We start from the raw sequence: 16,075 nt of genomic DNA, 5'->3' as shown, positions 1-16,075 counted from the left end.
TCGCGGGGTGAAGACGTTCGAGGAGCTGTTCGCCGAGCTGCAGGCCAAGGCCGCCGCCGGCACCCCCGGCTCGGCGACGGTGGCCGCGCTGGAGCGCGGTGTGCACGCGATCGGCAAGAAGGTCGTCGAGGAGGCGGCCGAGTCGTGGATGGCCGCCGAGCACGAGGGGCCGGAACGCGCCGCCGAGGAGATCTCGCAGTTGCTCTACCAGGCGCAGGTGTTGATGCTCGCCACCGGCCTGGAGCTCAAGGACGTCTACCGACATCTGTGAGTGCCCCGCCCGCGTCCCGCCACCCGGTTACCGCTGTGGGACGCGTCCGTCAGTCCGATTCCGATCCCTGACCGCGAGGAGCACCTCCGATGCTGCGCATCGCCGTACCCAACAAGGGCACCCTCTCCGGACCGGCCGCGCAGATGCTGCGCGAGGCGGGCTACCGCCAGCGTGGTGACGACCGCGACCTGATCTGCCGGGACGACCCCAACGACGTCGAGTTCTTCTACCTGCGCCCCAAGGACATCGCCACCTACGTCGGCTCCGGCGACCTCGACCTCGGCATCACCGGCCGGGATCTGCTGGTCGACTCGGCCAGCCCGGCCGAGGAGATCGTCGATCTCGACTTCGGCGCGGCCACGTTCCGGTTCGCCGCCCGGCCGGAGACCGTCGCGGCGGTCGACCAGATCGCCGGCCGCCGGATCGCCACCGCCTATCCCGGGGTGGTGCAGGGCTATCTGACCGAACACCAGCTCGCCGCGACGGTGATCCGGCTCGACGGCGCGGTCGAGAACGCCGTACGCCTCGGCGTGGCCGACGTCGTCGCGGACGTCGTCTCCACCGGCGCCACGCTCCGGCAGGCCGGACTGGAGATCGTCGGTGAGCCGATCCTGCGCTCGTCGGCCGTGCTGGTCCGCCGGGTCGGCGCGCCGGCCAACGGGCAGGTGGACCAGCTCGTCCGGCGCCTCCAGGGGGTGCTGGTCGCCCGCCGGTATGTGATGCTCACCTACGACGTCCGGGCCGACCTGCTGGAGAAGGCCTCCGCGCTCACCCCGGGGATCGAGTCCCCGACCATCTCGCCGTTGCACCGCGAGGGCTGGGTGGCGGTGCAGGCGATGGTGCTGCGTCAGGACCTGCACCGGATCATGGACGAGCTCTACGACGTCGGCGCCCGGGCGATCCTCGTCACCGACATCCACGCCTGCCGGTTGTAGTCCGCGCGGCCTGTCGACCGGTCGGGAGACCGGTCGACAGGCCGACGCCACTTGTCGGCGGCAGAGAACCGTGGGCCGGGCCGCCCGCTTTCCGGAGCCGGCCGGCTGCGGCCAGCTCTGCCGGTGTAAGTGTTCGGTAAGAATCTCCGGCACCGGTGCGGGCCATAATCAGATATCGATCATGGTCACATCGCCACGGGGGAATTCGGATGCCGAAACGTACACTGTCTCGTCGCCTCTTCGCGGGCACGCTGGGGCTCGCCACGGTGCTGGCGCTGCAGCCGGGTGAGGCCCGGGCCGCCGCACCGACGGACCTGCCGACCTACACCTACCTCGACCTCGGGCCGCTCGGCACGACCCCGGGTGGCAGGGCGTTCAGCGAGGCCGCCGCGGTGAACGCCGCCGGGACCGCCGCCGGCCTGGCGACGACGTCGCTGCGCGGCTACAGCCTGCGCGCCACCACCTGGAGCGGCGGCGTGGTCCGGGACCTCGGCGCGATCTCCACGACGGCGTACTCGTCGAGTCAGGCGACGGACCTCAACGACCTCGGTGTCGTCGTCGGCGCCAGCCACGTCAACGGCACCGACCCGATGCACGCGTTCGTGCACCGCGACGGTGTGCTGTCCGACCTCGGCACCGGCTACGGTCCGGGCAGCGGGAGCGTGGCCCAGGGGATCAACGAGGCCGGCGTCGTCGTCGGCTGGCGGTACGAGGCACAGGGCGCCCCCTACCGCGGGGCGGTCTGGCGCGACGGCGAGATCGTGGAGATCGGCTCGTTCGGCGGCACCGCCGGCCCGTGGGGCACGCTCAGCGTCGCGAACGCCGTGAACGACCACGGGCAGGTGGTGGGTGCGGCGGCGACTCCGGACGGACCGCTGCACGGCTTCGTCTGGCAGGACGGCGTCCTGCGCGACGTCGGCACCCTCGGCGGCAACGGTGCGTCGACCGTCGCGCACGACGTCAACGACCGGGGAGAGGTGGTCGGGACGTCGCCGACCGCCGACGGGTCGATGCGCGCCTTCCTGTGGCGGGACGGCGACATGCGTGACCTGGGCGCGCTGGGCCGGGACCTCTCGGTGGCGTACGGGGTGAACGGGGCGGGACAGGTCGTCGGGACCGTCCAGTCGGCGAAGGACTTCCGCAACGACCACGCGTTCCTCTGGCAGGACGGCACGATGCTCGACCTGAACGACCGCGTACCGGAGCTGCCGACGTCCGTCACGCTCCAGTCGGCGCAGGACATCAATGATTCGGGCGTGATCGTCGGGTTCGCCTGCCCGATCCCGTGCGACCTCGGCGGTGCCGAGATGCGGCGCGGCTTCCTGCTGACCCCGACCGACTGACCGGGACGGGTTCCCCTGACCGGGACGCGTTCCGTTCACCTGATCCGCCCGGGCACCCGCAGGTCGCGGTTGCCCGGGCGGCTTCTTCAGGTGGGCCGGAACTCGACGGTGACCGGCTCGCCGTCGAGCTGGGCCCGGAACGCGTCGGCGATCTCGTCGGCCCGCTCGACCGAGACATCGGCCGTGAGCCGCACCACGACCCGTGGTGGCATGGAGAGGCCCTCGGCGACACTGTCGACGTACGGTTCGTCGATCAGCCGCATCCACCGCCGGTCGCGCGGCTGGTCCAGTACGACGACGAACGCCCCGGCGGTCACGAGATGGTCATCACCGACACGCCCAGCGCGGCCTCGATCGCGGTCACGTTGATGAAGTGGACGTTGTAGAAGCACTCGCGCGCCGGTACGGAGTTGTTCCACGGGTTGGAGGTGCCGCCGGTGCAGCTCGTGGCCCGGTCCGTCAGGTACGCCGAGCTGACGATGCCGAGTGCGGTGATGTTGCCGTTCGAGACCGCGACGGCGAACCCGGGACCTCCGCTGTCGCCCTGGCCGGCGAGCGGCACGCTCGACGACGACGTACGCGCGAAGTAACCCGGTCCGGCGCCGTTCGGGCCGACCACGTTGATCCGGTGCACCGTCGCGTTGCACACCTCACCGGACATCCCGCCACCGGCGCACACCTTCTGGTCGATCGACGGGCCCGAGCGACTCGTGATCTGCCGGCCGGTCCCGGACGACCAGTCGCCCCGGTACAGGAACGCGGAGTAGCTGCGGTTGGTGATGAGCATCGAGTCGGTGGTGGCGTGTCCGGCGTTGGAGCGCCCGACCGGCACCGAGGAGAGCCCGAGCACGGTGGGCGTCGTCCAGTCACGGTTCGCGCCGCAGTGTTCGGCGGTCAGCATGCCGACCGTGCCGGAGGAGGTGCGGGCGGCGAAGCCGGTGGAGCAGTGCGCGAAACTCCCGGAGACGGGACCCGGACGTTCGATCACCGCCCCGCCCCAGAACGGCGCGCTGTCGGAGTATCTCGCCAGCGGCACCATCGCACCCGCCTCGGTGATCTCGGTGGCCCCGAGCCGGCGCAGTTCCGCCCGTTGTTCCGCGGTCGCCGACGGTTCCACGTCGGCGTGCAGGCCACGCAGGTCCGAGGTGCTGGAGACCGCCCCGATCGGGATGCCCCGCAGCTTGGCCGTCTTGATCAGCGCTCGGGCGCGAGCGACGATCTGCTCCTGGTTGTAGGGGACGCTGACGACCGACAGCGTGACCCCGCTGCGGAGCCGGGACGCGAACGTCCGCAGCGTGGACGGCTGGTCGCCGGCCCAGTACACCCGGACCGTCCGGCCGTCCGGGTCGAACGCCGAGCCGGCGAAGCCGCGCAGGCCCTCGGCGGCGGTGAGTGTGTGGAGCCGGGTCATCAGCTCCAGCTGTGCGGACTGGTCCGCGGGTGCCGGTGCCGCCGCGACCGGGCCGGTGCCGGCGACGCCGCCGGCGGCGGCGAGCACGCCGCACGACACCGCGACGGCCAGCCTCCTGAAGACGTGTTTTCTCGAACCCACTGCAATCCTCCCCGTGATCACCCCGGGGCAGCGACCGCCCCGGGGCGTGAGCGCCGGCATCGACCGGATGGCCGACCAGAATGGACATCGACGCCCACTTGCCTTGAATTGCTGATCACATTTACCACAGTCGACGGATGGTGGCAACGGTGCTCACGAGTCACGGGACGGGCAGACGTTCCGGAAGTTACGGCGATGTTCCGGGAGCTGGCATCGTCTCGATGCCTACGGCATGCAGGTCTTGTGTCTCGCGGGTTCGATGGGTATTAATAGTGGTACGGCACATAGACGGAGCCGGATTACCGAAAGTTTTCGGCAACTGTCTTGATCGGCGGTCCGCCGCCGATCCGACGACCATCCGGGAGCGGTTGGACCTCAACCACCCGGCTGGCGCGTTGCCGGGCCGTCGAACCGGATCCGGTCTCCACGGCGCCGGATCTGGTCCCGGGAGAAGTGCCATCCGCGCTGCCAGTCAACGGCGGCGGCCCACCGGCGCCGCGAGCTGACGGGGGCGGGACCCGGTGCGGAGGGAAGGACGCCCCCTCCGCACCGGGGTCGGCGCCCCGGCCGGCGTGAGCCGGCTCGCCCGGCCGGAGCGGAGAGCGGCTCGACTGACTCAGGGCGTCGCGGGACGGCCGAGTGCCGCCGCGACGATCCGGATCGCCTCGGCGGGGTCGATGCCGACGCTGGTGACGACCGCCGCGTAGTCGTGGGCGGCGCGGCGGGCCTGTTCGAGGGCCTGCTCGCCGGCGGCCGAGACGAACGAACCAGCCCGGCCACGGGTCTCGATCAGCCCGGCCTCCTCCAACTCCCGGTATGCCCGCCCGACGGTGTTCACGGCGAGGCCGAGGTCGGCCGCGAGCCGCCGGATCGTCGGCAGTCTCGTACCGACGGCGAGGGTGCGATCCTGGATCTGTCTCGCGAGCTGGGCCCGGAGCTGCTCGTACGGCGGAGTCGGCGAGCCCGCGTCGATGACGATCATCCGGTGACCATGGCACGCCGGGCCGCCGTCCCGACACGGGTACCCCGGAAGTGGATCAGGCAGTACGCGATGGCGCCCACCACGACGAGTCCGATCGAGGCGACGTTCCACCAGCCGAACGATTCGCCGTACAGGAAAATTGCCGGCAGCGTCCAGACCAGGCCGGGGGTGACGAGGGCGCGGGCGTCCTCGATCCGCATGATGACGTCGGCGGTGAGCGACGCCTCGTCGTCGGCCACGGCCGGGCTCGCCAGCACATTGCGCAGTTGCAGCACGATGCCGACGGTGGCGCCGGTGAGGCCGATCAGGACGACGGTCGCCCCGCGCCGCAGGCCGGGATCGGGAACCGCGAGCACGCTCACCGCGAGCAGCAGGGCGGCGGTGAAGCTGGCGACCGTGAAGACGGCGTACGGCCGGCCGAGCACCGCCGACCAGCCGAGCTGGACCGGGTGGGCGACCCGCCGGGACAGTCGCGCACCGGCCCGCCGGTCGGCGTGCCGCACCCACCAGCCGAGCAGCCACTGCGCCACCAGCAGCCCGACCACCAACGCCACAAGCACCAGCATCGGCCACCAGGAGGAGGTGACGTCGTGGGGCAGCGCCGACACGTGGGTGAGTGCGGCGCCGATGATGAACGCGGCCAGCAGCAGGCTGTCGACGATCCTGGCCCGTCGCCGCGCCGTCAGCCGCGCCGCGAGCAGCGGGGTCGGCTCGACGTCGGCCAGGCCGTGCCGCTCCAACCACACCCCGGCCAGCCACCGCTTCGGATCCGTCTGAGCTGGCGGTCGCATGCCCAACCTCCGTACGTCGCAAGCCTTGTCTCATCAGCTTGGGCCATAGGATGCGACAATGTCAACCGCGTCACGCCTCCCACGGACGGCAGTAATCGAAACCGGTTGTCGTCCAGATCGGCTAACATCCCCGCCAACTTTGTCGAGGGAAGGAACAGTGCAGGTGCGTTCTCTACGGTCGGCGGCTTCCGGCCTTGTCCTCGTCGTGGCGCTGGGCCTCGCCATGGCGGGCTGCGGCAACGGCGAGGAAGCCTCCGAGACATCCGCGCAGCCCGGAAACACGCCCACGCCGACTGAGCTCAGCCCGGTGGAAAAGCTGGCGGACGCGGCCGCGAAGACCAATCAGAAACCCATCACCGTCGTTGTGCGGGGGCCCGGGGCGACGACCGAGGCCAGGCTGGACCCGGATGCGAAGAAGGCCACGATGAAGGTCGTTGTGGACGACGGGAGCGAGACCCTCCGCGTCGACCTGATTCAGATCGACGCCGACCTGTATATGCGGGCGCCTGACCTGCCCGGGGCTTCGAAAAAGTGGATGCACAGCGTCATCTCGGCCATTCCGGCGGGCAGCCCGCTTCGCGTGCTGCCCGAGAGCGACCACAGCGGCGCCGCCGATCTCGTCAACTGCGTCGTCACCGCCGAGCGAAAGGGCGGGCGCGAGTTTGCCGGCACGCTGGACCTCACCCGTTCCCGCAAGATCGATCGAGTGCTGCTCACCGAGCTCGGTGCCAAGGGAAAGGCCGTGCCGTTCAGTGCTCTCACGAGTCCCGACGGCAACTTCTTCGAGTTCACCATCGACGTACCAAGCGTGCTGCCGAGTTACAGCACGATCAGCTACGAGTTCAGCAGGATGGACGGCGTAGACGCCGAGCGTCCAGCCGCCTCCGAGGTCACCAAGCTGCCAAAGTCAATTATCGATCAGTTCGACCTCTGATCGACCGGTCACAGTGGTATCGAGCGCCGAGTTCCGCCTCCGCCCGTGAAGCGCGACTCGGCGCCCGGTAGTACAGATCGGTCGCCCGGTCCGGGAAGGACTTCGAGTTGGTGATCTGGTGGGCGCGGGTACGGGACACGCCGAGTATGTCCTGTACTTCGTGGCTCGCCAGCAGCCGAAGCGTCACCGCAACCTCTTACGATGGCCGCTGATCGTCATCGGCGACGAAGACACCGATGCCCGTACGTCCGACCAGCTCATCCAGTTCGATCGCGGTGGCGCGGCCTCGACCCCGTCGAGGTGTACGCCTACCTGCGCGCCCTCGCCGACGAACTGGACCGCGCCTGCCAGGCCGAGTCGGCCGCCCGGATCGAGGCGGAACGGCTCCGCCAGGCGCTGGGGGAGTGGCGCTCCCGACACGCCCGCTGCTGGTTTGTCGACCCGCATCAGCGCGCCCAGCCCCGTACGCCCAACCGGGGTCCGTGGTGAGACCGCCTCAGCTCACCCCTTGAACTCAGTCAGCAGCCTGTCCAGGCGGGCGCGTACCGCGAGCGCGCGGGCGTCACGCCGAATCAGTTGATGCGTGCCCAGCAGTTCGCCGGGTCGCCGCGGACGGGGCACCTGCCGTCCGCGTCGGGCTCTGGTCGTTGGCTGGCTTGTGACGATCACCGCACTTTGCAACGGCCGCTCAACTTTGCGCCGTCCTGGACGGCGTGAGAGTTGCTCCGAGCTTCGACGCGTCCGTCAAGCAGTGGGTCGGCAGCACGGTGAGGGCGCACCACGGTACTACGACCTCATCCTGCGCGCAGTGAATGAACGCTCCGGAAAGGCCCCTTAATTCATGGTTCTGCACGCACACACGGCATGGGAGAACAAGCTTCCCGACGACTCCTGGGACCAGGAGTTGTTCGTGCGGGGCGGGCATTTCCTGCAGAGCACTCACTGGGGTGCCGTTCATCTGAGCCTCGGCCGCCGGGTGTTCTTCGGTCAGGGCGACGGCTGGCAGTGCCTGGCGATCCTGGAACGCTCGAATCGGGTCACCCGCCTCTACTGCCCGCGCGGCCCCACATCACGTGACGAGCAGAGCTACCTCGCCGCGATCCAGTGGCTACAGACTCTCGGGCAGCGCGAAGGTGCCACCTTCATCCGGGTGGAACCGCTGGTTCCCCTGGAAAAGGCTGACCTCGTCAGACTCGGTCACAAGCCCGCTCTCACCGAGATCGAGCCGTCTGTCGTGCTCGAACAGGACCTGCGCAAATCCAAGGAGCAGTTGCTCAGCGAGTTCTCCCTCAACAACCGTCAACGATTCCGCAACGCCCGCAAAAAGGGCCTACAGATTGAGGCGAGCAAGAACAGCGCCGATGTCCGGTACCTGCTTCAGATGGTGCACGAGGTGGCCGTCCGCAACCAGATCGTGCCGCACCCCGACGAGCACTACCGGCACCTCGCGGACGTCCTGCTGGAACGCGACGCCGCCACCCTCTACATCGTGCGGCACGAGGGCGACGCGGTCTCCGCCGCGATCGTCTTTGACAGTCCGACGACACGGCACGTCGGCCATTCGGGCGGCCTGCACAGCGCCCGCCGGCTCAATCCCGGCGTCCTGATGCGCGCCACGATGATCCTCGACGCCAAGGAGCGCGGGCAGCGCACGTTCGACTCGCTCGGTGTCGCCCCGCCGGACGAACCCGACCACGCCTGGGCAGGCATGACCAAGTTCAAGAAGTCGTTCGGCGGCACCTACCGGCACTACCTGGGCACCTGGGAGGTGCCGTGCAGCGGTTGGTACTCGGTGTACCGGTCCGCCTACTTCGCGTACGTCAAGGTGAACCGACTGCGGTGAGGCCGTGCGACAGGCGTGCCGGACCTCAGGCTCACGGCGAGGGCCGTCGCGTCAGGAAACGCCAATGACCTCTAGGGTGACCGCGGCGAAGAGACGGCAGCCGTACAGCGCCGATTCCGAATGCGATCGACTGGCAATCTCGACAGGAGACCCGATGATCTCCGGCCAGCACCACGGTGCAACCACCAACCGGATTGGTCCACCGGCGGCTGAGGCGGACGCCACACCGAGAGCGACGGCTGAGGCGGACGTCACACCGGCGCCGGACGCCGGCACCGCGTCGAATGGCGTGATCATGGCGGTGGGCAGCCTCGTCAGCAGGCTCACCGGTTTTCTGCGCACGGTGCTCATCGGTGCCGCACTCGGCGCGACTGTCGGCGGTGTCGGGGACGCGTACACGACCGCCCAGATGCTGCCGAGTCAGATCTACGAGCTGGTGCTCGGCGCGGTGGGGGCGAGCGTGCTGGTGCCGGTGCTGGTGCGGCGCCGTCGGCTGGATGCGGACGGCGGTCAGGCGTACACCCAGACGTTGTTGACGCTGGCGCTGCTGGCCCTGGGGGTCACCACCGTGCTGGCGGTCGTCGCGGCCCCGTTGTTCGCGGCGATCTATGCGGGTTCCCGGCCGGCGGACTACCGCGACCTGGTCACCGTGTTGTCATATCTACTGCTGCCGATGATCTTCTTCATCGGCCTGTCGGTCGTGATCGGCACGGTGCTCAACGTACGCGGCCACTTCGCCGCACCGATGTGGGTACCGATCCTGAACAACGTCGTGATGATCGGGGTGTGCGGTGGCTACATCGCCCTGTTCACCGCCCGCGAAATCACCCCCGCGCAGATGACGCCGGGCGAGATCGCGGTGATCGGCGGCGGCACGTTGCTGGGCATGGTCGCGCAGACGCTCGCGTTGCTACCGGCATTGCACAAGGTGGGTTTCCGATGGCGGTTGCGATGGAATCCGCGGTCGCTGGGGCTGGCCGAGCTGGCCCGCCTCGCCGGCTGGATGCTCTGCTTCGTGGCGACCAACCAGGTCGGCCTCTTCGTGGTGGTGCAGCTGTTCAGCCGGGCGGACGCGGGCGCGGGCCTGCTGGTTTACAACAACGTCTACCTGTTGGTGATGATGGCGCACGGCGTCGTCGGTGTGTCGGTGATGACGGCGCTGTTGCCACGGATGAGTGACGCGGCCGCGCGGAACCAGCTCGGTGAGGTCTCCGCCGACCTGTCTCGCGGTCTGCGTACGGTGATGGCCGCGCTGGCGCCGGTCGTGGCGTTGTATGCGGTGCTGGCCAGCCCGATCGCCGTGGTGCTGTTCCAATGGGGCGCGTTCGGCACGGACGAGGCCCAGGCCACCGCCACGGTGTTGGTGGTGGGTGCGTGCGCGGTGATACCGCTGTCGGTCAGTTACCTGTGCAACTTCACGTTCTATTCGATGCGGGGCAACAAGACCGTCGCGCTGATCAATATGGTCGGGATGTCGATGCGGGTGGTCGTGCAGATCCTGCTGACGATTCTGTTGGCGGAGTCGCTGACGGCGGCGGGACTGATGCTGGGCAACGCGGTGTCGTACGTCGGGGCGGCAGCGATCTCGCTGACGGTGCTGCGCCGCCGGATCGGCCGGCTGGGGTTGCCGGCCATCGCGGCCAGCGGCGCGAAGGTGGCGGTCGCGGTGACGGGCGCCGCCGCGCTGGGTTGGCTCGTGCTGCGGCTGTTGCCAGGTGCCGGGACGCCATCGTTCGGGCAGGCGGTGGCGCAGCTGTCCGTCGGCGGCGTGGTGATCGTCGGCGGATACCTGGCGCTGGCCTGGACGCTGCGGGTGCGTGAGGTAACGGCGGTGGTGGGAATGGTGCGGCGCCGGCTGGGCCGCTAATTCGATCTTCAACCTGTGCGCACCCGCGCCCAATCGGGGGCCGTGGTGAGACCGCGCTTCAGGTCAGTTCGAGAGCGGTAAGCGTGGCGTCGAGCGCCGCGATCTGGGCGGCCGGCGGATAACCGTCCGGGTCGGCGGAGGCGAGGGCGGCGGCCCCCTCCACCATGGCGATCAGGGCGAACGTGGCCGTCGCCACCCGCGCCTCCGGCCACCCCGGCGCGACGGCGGAGACGAGTCGGGACACCCGGTCCCGCCACGCCCGGTTGTTGGCGCGGTGCTGGGCGGTCAACTCGTCGTCGCCGACGGCTGCGGCCAGGAAGCCGACCCAGACGACGCTCTCGGTCGCGGTCTCTTCGTCCAGCGCGAGCCCCTGGGCGAGTACGGCACGTAGTGCGGCGGCCGGATCCGCCGCATCCGCCTCCAGCGCCTCCACCCGGGCGCGGGTCCGCTCGTGCAGCAGGTGGCGGGCGTGCAGCAGCAGGGCACGGCGGTTCGGAAACCGGTGCATGACCAGCCCGGTCGTGCAGCCCGCCGCAGCGGCGACCGCGCGGATCGTCAGCCGCTCGATCCCGTGCCGGGCCAGCACCTCCCACGCGCCACGGGACAACTGTGCCTCCTGGGCCGGCCGGTCCACCCTCCGTGACATGGATCCCATCCCGCATCGCTCCACAGCACCGGTAACGTCCGTTACCGTAACAGACGTTACTGATTGGCGAGAGCGTGGGCCAACCCAGGACGGAGAAACACCATGCCGGATTCCGAACGCTGGACGATCGAGGTACGGCCGTGGCACGACCCGGCCGGCGCCGCACTCCGGATGCGTCAACGGGCCGAACTCGACGCCCGGTACGGCAGCGACAACCACGAACCCGGCACACTGCCCTCGGAGTCCGACATCGACATCTTCCTCGTCGCGGTCGATCCGGTCACCACGGAGGCCGTCGGGTGCGGCGCCCTGCGTCGACTGGACGCCACCACCGCCGAGATCAAGCGGATGTACGTGGAGCCGCACGCCCGGGGCAGCGGCGTGGCCACCGGCCTGCTCTCGGCCCTGGAGTCGGCCGCGATCGATCGCGGCTGGACGACGCTCCGGCTGGAGACGGGGACCGCCCAGCCGGACGCGCAGCGCTTCTACCGCCGCGAGGGCTACCGCGAGATCCCGCTCTTCGGCCACTACGTCGGCTCGACCCTCTCGGTCTGCTACGAACGCAGACTCCGCTGACCAACCCCCGGGTTGTCCACCGACCTCCGGGCCTTCCACCGGCCTGCCACGGCTTGACAGATCCTTGACGCCGCTGCGGCACCGTGGTCGACAGAAAGGAGTGTCACGATGACTCGACGTTCACGACGGCTCGCCGTCGCGGTCGGTGCCGTGGTCGCCGCCAGCGCGGCCGGACTGCTCGGCGCCGGCCAGGCCGGGGCGACCGGCCCGAGCCAGGTGCCGCCGGACGGCACCGTCTGCACCAGCCTGATCCGGGCGGACGCCGGTGTGGTCCTCAGCGGCAGCAGCACCGTCAACAGCGGTTCCGGTCCACTCTGGAGCATAAAGGTGGCCGGCTCGGCCACTGGCCCGGAGAGCGAGGTGCTCCGGACCCCGGCCCGGACGCTGCCGCCCAGCACCGTCGTCCCGCCCGCTCCGGGCACCTGGTTCTTCCGGGGCTGCCTGCGGAACACCGGCCCACTGACCACCAGCGTCCAGCTCGAGCTGGACCCGATCTAGCGGAGGGACCGTGTTCACCGCACGAATGCGCAAGACGGCGATCGCCGGCGCGGTCCTGCTCGGCGCCGGGCTGGCCCTGAGCGGAGCGACGGCGGCACAGGCGGCGGTCGGCGGCAGCCTGCCCGCCGGCTCCACTGTCTGCACCGAACGCACCCGTTCCGCCCAGGGGGTCGCCTTCTACGGCTCCCTCCAGGCACCCGTCAGCGGGGTGACCGCCACCTGGACCGTCCACGCCAGCGCCACCGCCGACGGCCCGGAGACCACCCTGCTGACGCTGCCGTCCCGGGAGCCGAGCACCACCTACCTGAGCTGGCCGGGCACGTTCTATTACCGGCTCTGCGTCACCAACAGCGTCACCGTGACCGGATCGCTGCGGTTCACCTTCTTCGCTCAGGGCAGCGGCGGGGTCGGCGGCTTCGGCCCGGCGACCGCCGTGCTCGGCCCGGCCGGCAGCTACTGCGGCCTGGAGACGAGCGTGCCGGCGCGGCTGACCGGCACGTCGACGGTGCCGGTGCGCTGGACGGCGGAGGTCGGCAACTTCAACGCCGACTTCCTCCGCACCGAACAGTACGGCACCAGCACCGGGATCGACCGGCTGCTCACACCGGGCGCCGACGAGATATTCCAGGTCTGCGTCACGAACCCGGGCAGCAGCACCGCCACCATCTCCTTCGACCTCACCAGCCCGTGACAGATCACCGTCACCGGTGAACCCCTCCGCCGGTCCCTGCGTGGCATCCGGCGGAGGGGACGATGGCCAGGTTCCGCATTCTCGGCCCGCTCGAGGTCGACGCCGTGGACGGCCGGCCGGTCCTGCTCGGCGCGGCGAAGCCACGGCTCCTGCTCGGGGTGCTGCTGCTGCACGCCAACCGGCCGGTCGGGGTCCCCACGCTTGTCGACGCGCTCTGGTCGGGCAGGCCGCCCCGGACCGCCGCCGGCGCCCTGCGTACGCACGTCTCCACGCTCCGCACCTCGCTGCGGCTCACCGGGCTGCGAGCGCGGCCACCCGGCTACCAGCTCGACGTACCGGCCGACGATCTCGACATGCTTCTCTTCGACCGGCTCGCGGAGCGGGGGCGGCGGGCAGCCGCCGGTGGGGAGCTGTCGCACGCCGCCGACCTGTGGGAGCAGGCGTTGGGGCTCTGGCGGGGCCGGCCGCTCGACGGCCTCGACGTCACCGCCGTCGAATCGACCCTGGCCGACCTGACCGAGCGGCGCTTCATGCTGCTCGAACAGTGGGCGCGGGCCCGGCTGACGCTCGGCGAGCACACCGAGGTGATCCCCGCCCTGGCGGCGGCAACGGCGGAGCAGCCGCTGCGCGAGCGGTTGCCCGAGCTGATGATGCTCGCGCTCTACCGGTCCGGCCGGCAGGCCGACGCGCTGGAGACGTTCCGGCGGCTGCGCCGGCGCCTCGTCACGGAGCTGGGCGTCGAGCCCGGCCCACCGCTGCAACGCCTGCAACGGCAGATCCTCTCCGCCCACCCGGCGTTGGACCCACCACCGCCGGACGATCTCCCACCGGCCGTGGCCGGCACGGCGCCGGCGCTCCGGCAACCGTCCCACGCACCCCGGCAGCCGTCCCAGGCGCCCCGGCAACCGCCTCCGGCACCCCGACCGCTGCCGCCGGCATCGCGGCAACCGACCCCCGCGCCTCGGGAGACGCCGCCAGCACCCCGGCAGCTGCCGCCGGACATCGCGGCGTTCACCGGCCGGCACCGGGAGGTCGCCGCCGCACACGCCCGGCTCTCCGCCGGGTCACCGCTGCGCCCGCCCCCGGTGGTCGCGATCAGCGGGGCCGGCGGCGTCGGCAAGTCGGCGCTCGCCGTCCATCTCGGACACCGCCTGGCGCACCGGTTCCCGGCCGGGCAGCTCTACGTCGACCTGCGGGGCGCCACGGCGGGGCTGCGGCCACTGCCTCCGCTGGAGGTGCTGGGCCGGTTCCTGCGCGCGCTGAACGTCCGGGACACCGACCTGACCACCGTGGACGAGGCGAGCACCGCCTTCCGGGCGGCCACGGCGGAGCGGCACCTGCTGCTGGTGCTGGACAACGCCCTCGACGCCGGCCAGGTCCGCCCGCTGCTGCCCGCCGGCCCGCACACCGCCGTACTCGTCACCGGTCGCCGGGTGCTGGCCACCCTCGACGGCGCCGAGCACCTCCGGCTGGACGTCCTCGCCCCGGCCGAGGCGGTCCGGTTGCTCAGCCGGCTCGCCGGTGCCGACCGGGTCGCCGCCGATCCGGCGGCCGCCGCGCGGGTGAGCGTGGCCTGCGGCTTCCTGCCGCTGGCGCTGCGCATCGCGGGCGCCCGGCTGGCCGCCCGGCCGAGCTGGCCGATGCGCGAGCTGGCCGACCGGCTCTCCGACGCCCGCCGTCGCCTGGACGAGCTGCGGATCGCCGAGCTGGGCGTGCGGTCGAGCTTCCAGATCGGGTACGAACTCCTGCGCGACAGCCCCGACCCCGGTGACCGGGACGCCGCGCTGGCCTTTCCGGTGCTCGCCGGCGCCGACGCGGCCGAGCTGGGCCTGCCGGCGGTGGCGGCCCTGCTGGACCTGCCCGAGCCGGACGCCGAGCCGCTGCTGGACCGGCTGGTCGACGCGCAGCTGCTGGCCAGCCCGGCGGTCGGCCGGTACCGACTGCACGACCTGCTGCGGCTCTTCGGCCGATCCCTCGCCGGCTCGCCGGACCCGGCGCCGCTGTGCCGCCTGCTGCGCTGGTACGCGGCAACCACCTGGCAGGCGTTCCGGCTGCTGCGGCCGACGGATCCCCGGCCGGCGAGCGCGGGGGAGTGGGCATCCGGCGGTACGGAGTTTCCCGACGTCGACGCCGCCCTCGCCTGGTTGGAGATGGAACGGCCACACCTGCTCGCCGCCGTACACCAGGTGGCCCGGACGCCGGAGCTGCCCGGGGCCGCCGCCGTCAGCCTGGCCCGGGCCCTCTTCGCGTTCTTCCACGTCCGTGGCTATCTCAACGAGTGGGTCGAGGTGAACCTCACCGCACGGACGGTCGCGCGCCGTTCCGGCGACCTGGTCGCCGAGGCACACGTCTGCCGGGATCTCGGCGCGGCGTTCGAGGTGCGCGGCGAGTACGGCGCGGCCCTGGACTGCCTCCGCGACGCCCTCAACCGGTACGCGGCAGCCGGCGACCGGGACGGCGAGGCGGCCTGCCTGAACGGCCTCGGCGCGGTCTACGACAGCCTGGGCCGGCTCGACGAGGCGGCGGAGTGCCTGGAACGCAGCATCGAGATCAGCGAGGCGCTGGGTGACCGGCACAGCGTCGGCATCAGCCTGAACAACCTCGGCGAGGTCTACCGGCGGCGCCGCGAGTACGACCGGGCCGCCGGAAGCCTCCGCACCGCCCTGGCCATCTTCCGGGGCACCGGCAACCTGCGCAGCCAGGCCGCCGCGCTCAACAACCTGGGCGAGGTCTTCGACTGCCGGGGTGCGTACCCGGAGGCGCTCTCCTGCTACGAGCGGAGCTACGCGCTCTTCCGCCAGCTCGGCGTCTCGCTCGGCCAGGCGACGGTACTCGCGGCCACCGGCCGGGTGCTGCGACTGCTCGGCCGGCACGCCGACGCGCTGGACCGGCTGGCCGAGGCGCTGGCCGTCGCCGAGCGGGTCGACGAGCGGCGCAGCGTCGCGGCCAGCCTGCGCGAGCTCGGCATCACCCGGTACGAGCTGGGTGACCCCGAGGCGGCGCGGGCGTACTGGCAACGTGCGCTTGCCCTCTTCGAGGCGCTCGGCGTCCCCGACGCCGACGAGGTCCGCACCCTGCTCGCCGCCCCGCCCGCGGGAGACCGGGACTCCGACGGTCAGGGACAGCCCCGGTAGCGCACTCGCCGC

General features: G+C 71.3%; 16 protein-coding genes. 11 read left to right on the top strand and 5 right to left on the bottom strand.

What is annotated here, in order from left to right:
- Positions 1-7: 7 nt before the first annotated feature.
- The 3 genes from ACN27G_RS17290 (at position 8) to ACN27G_RS17280 (ending at position 2,549) form a co-directional block, all read left to right on the top strand.
- The gene (locus tag ACN27G_RS17290) at positions 8-271 is read left to right on the top strand and encodes a phosphoribosyl-ATP diphosphatase (RefSeq protein ID WP_121159833.1); all 264 of its coding nucleotides are present in this window, start codon (positions 8-10) and stop codon (positions 269-271) included.
- Between the two features lie 89 nt (positions 272-360).
- Complete coding sequence (gene hisG / locus ACN27G_RS17285; protein WP_421493840.1) at positions 361-1,206, top strand: ATP phosphoribosyltransferase; 846 nt, start codon at positions 361-363, stop codon at positions 1,204-1,206.
- A gap of 209 nt (positions 1,207-1,415) precedes the next feature.
- The gene (locus tag ACN27G_RS17280; protein WP_421493839.1) at positions 1,416-2,549 is read left to right on the top strand and encodes a hypothetical protein; all 1,134 of its coding nucleotides are present in this window, start codon (positions 1,416-1,418) and stop codon (positions 2,547-2,549) included.
- Positions 2,550-2,635: 86 nt separating this feature from the next.
- Here the strand turns inward: ACN27G_RS17280 and ACN27G_RS17275 are convergent, their stop codons facing one another.
- The 4 genes from ACN27G_RS17275 to ACN27G_RS17260 form a co-directional block, all read right to left on the bottom strand.
- Entirely contained in the window at positions 2,636-2,866 is a 231-nt protein-coding gene (locus ACN27G_RS17275; RefSeq protein WP_421493838.1) for a hypothetical protein, read from the bottom strand.
- On the bottom strand, positions 2,863-4,101 hold the full coding sequence (locus ACN27G_RS17270) for a hypothetical protein (RefSeq protein WP_421493837.1): 1,239 nt from the start codon (positions 4,099-4,101) through the stop codon (positions 2,863-2,865). Before ACN27G_RS17270 ends, ACN27G_RS17275 begins: the two co-directional genes overlap by 4 nt.
- 616 nt (positions 4,102-4,717) lie before the next feature.
- Positions 4,718-5,083, bottom strand: a complete 366-nt coding sequence (locus tag ACN27G_RS17265; protein ID WP_421493836.1) for a GntR family transcriptional regulator — start codon at positions 5,081-5,083, stop codon at positions 4,718-4,720.
- On the bottom strand, positions 5,080-5,874 hold the full coding sequence (locus tag ACN27G_RS17260) for a hypothetical protein (protein ID WP_421493835.1): 795 nt from the start codon (positions 5,872-5,874) through the stop codon (positions 5,080-5,082). Before ACN27G_RS17260 ends, ACN27G_RS17265 begins: the two co-directional genes overlap by 4 nt.
- A gap of 163 nt (positions 5,875-6,037) precedes the next feature.
- On the opposite strand from ACN27G_RS17260, the gene ACN27G_RS17255 reads away from it, so the two are divergent.
- The 4 genes from ACN27G_RS17255 to murJ all read left to right on the top strand — a co-directional run bounded on the left by ACN27G_RS17255 (position 6,038) and on the right by murJ (position 10,518).
- Positions 6,038-6,808: a hypothetical protein gene (locus ACN27G_RS17255; protein WP_421493834.1), complete on the top strand. Its 771-nt coding sequence runs from the start codon at positions 6,038-6,040 to the stop codon at positions 6,806-6,808.
- Positions 6,809-7,108: 300 nt separating this feature from the next.
- A complete protein-coding gene (locus ACN27G_RS17250; RefSeq protein WP_421493833.1) occupies positions 7,109-7,297 on the top strand; it encodes a hypothetical protein in 189 nt (62 codons plus the stop codon).
- Positions 7,298-7,649: 352 nt separating this feature from the next.
- Positions 7,650-8,651, top strand: a complete 1,002-nt coding sequence (locus ACN27G_RS17245) for a lipid II:glycine glycyltransferase FemX (RefSeq protein WP_421493832.1) — start codon at positions 7,650-7,652, stop codon at positions 8,649-8,651.
- A gap of 154 nt (positions 8,652-8,805) precedes the next feature.
- Positions 8,806-10,518, top strand: coding sequence for a murein biosynthesis integral membrane protein MurJ (gene murJ, locus ACN27G_RS17240; protein WP_421493831.1), 1,713 nt, complete (start codon positions 8,806-8,808; stop codon positions 10,516-10,518).
- A 58-nt stretch (positions 10,519-10,576) separates the two neighbouring features.
- Here the strand turns inward: murJ and ACN27G_RS17235 are convergent, their stop codons facing one another.
- Positions 10,577-11,164: a TetR/AcrR family transcriptional regulator gene (locus tag ACN27G_RS17235; RefSeq protein ID WP_421493830.1), complete on the bottom strand. Its 588-nt coding sequence runs from the start codon at positions 11,162-11,164 to the stop codon at positions 10,577-10,579.
- Between the two features lie 102 nt (positions 11,165-11,266).
- Here ACN27G_RS17235 and ACN27G_RS17230 point away from each other — a divergent pair, with 102 nt between their 5' ends.
- The 4 genes from ACN27G_RS17230 (at position 11,267) to ACN27G_RS17215 (ending at position 16,063) form a co-directional block, all read left to right on the top strand.
- On the top strand, positions 11,267-11,740 hold the full coding sequence (locus tag ACN27G_RS17230) for a GNAT family N-acetyltransferase (RefSeq protein WP_421493829.1): 474 nt from the start codon (positions 11,267-11,269) through the stop codon (positions 11,738-11,740).
- Between the two features lie 108 nt (positions 11,741-11,848).
- Positions 11,849-12,238 (top strand): hypothetical protein, encoded by a 390-nt coding sequence (locus ACN27G_RS17225; RefSeq protein WP_421493828.1) that lies wholly within the window; start codon positions 11,849-11,851, stop codon positions 12,236-12,238.
- Positions 12,239-12,248: 10 nt separating this feature from the next.
- Complete coding sequence (locus ACN27G_RS17220) at positions 12,249-12,929, top strand: hypothetical protein (protein ID WP_421493827.1); 681 nt, start codon at positions 12,249-12,251, stop codon at positions 12,927-12,929.
- Between the two features lie 62 nt (positions 12,930-12,991).
- On the top strand, positions 12,992-16,063 hold the full coding sequence (locus ACN27G_RS17215) for an AfsR/SARP family transcriptional regulator (protein WP_421493826.1): 3,072 nt from the start codon (positions 12,992-12,994) through the stop codon (positions 16,061-16,063).
- The last annotated feature ends 12 nt before the right edge of the window (positions 16,064-16,075 follow it).

The sequence above is a fragment of the Plantactinospora sp. WMMB334 genome (genome assembly GCF_049179095.1).
Lineage (GTDB): Bacteria > Actinomycetota > Actinomycetes > Mycobacteriales > Micromonosporaceae > Plantactinospora.
Note: the sequence above shows the minus strand (reverse complement) of the source record. Positions and strands in the feature narration are given on the sequence as shown.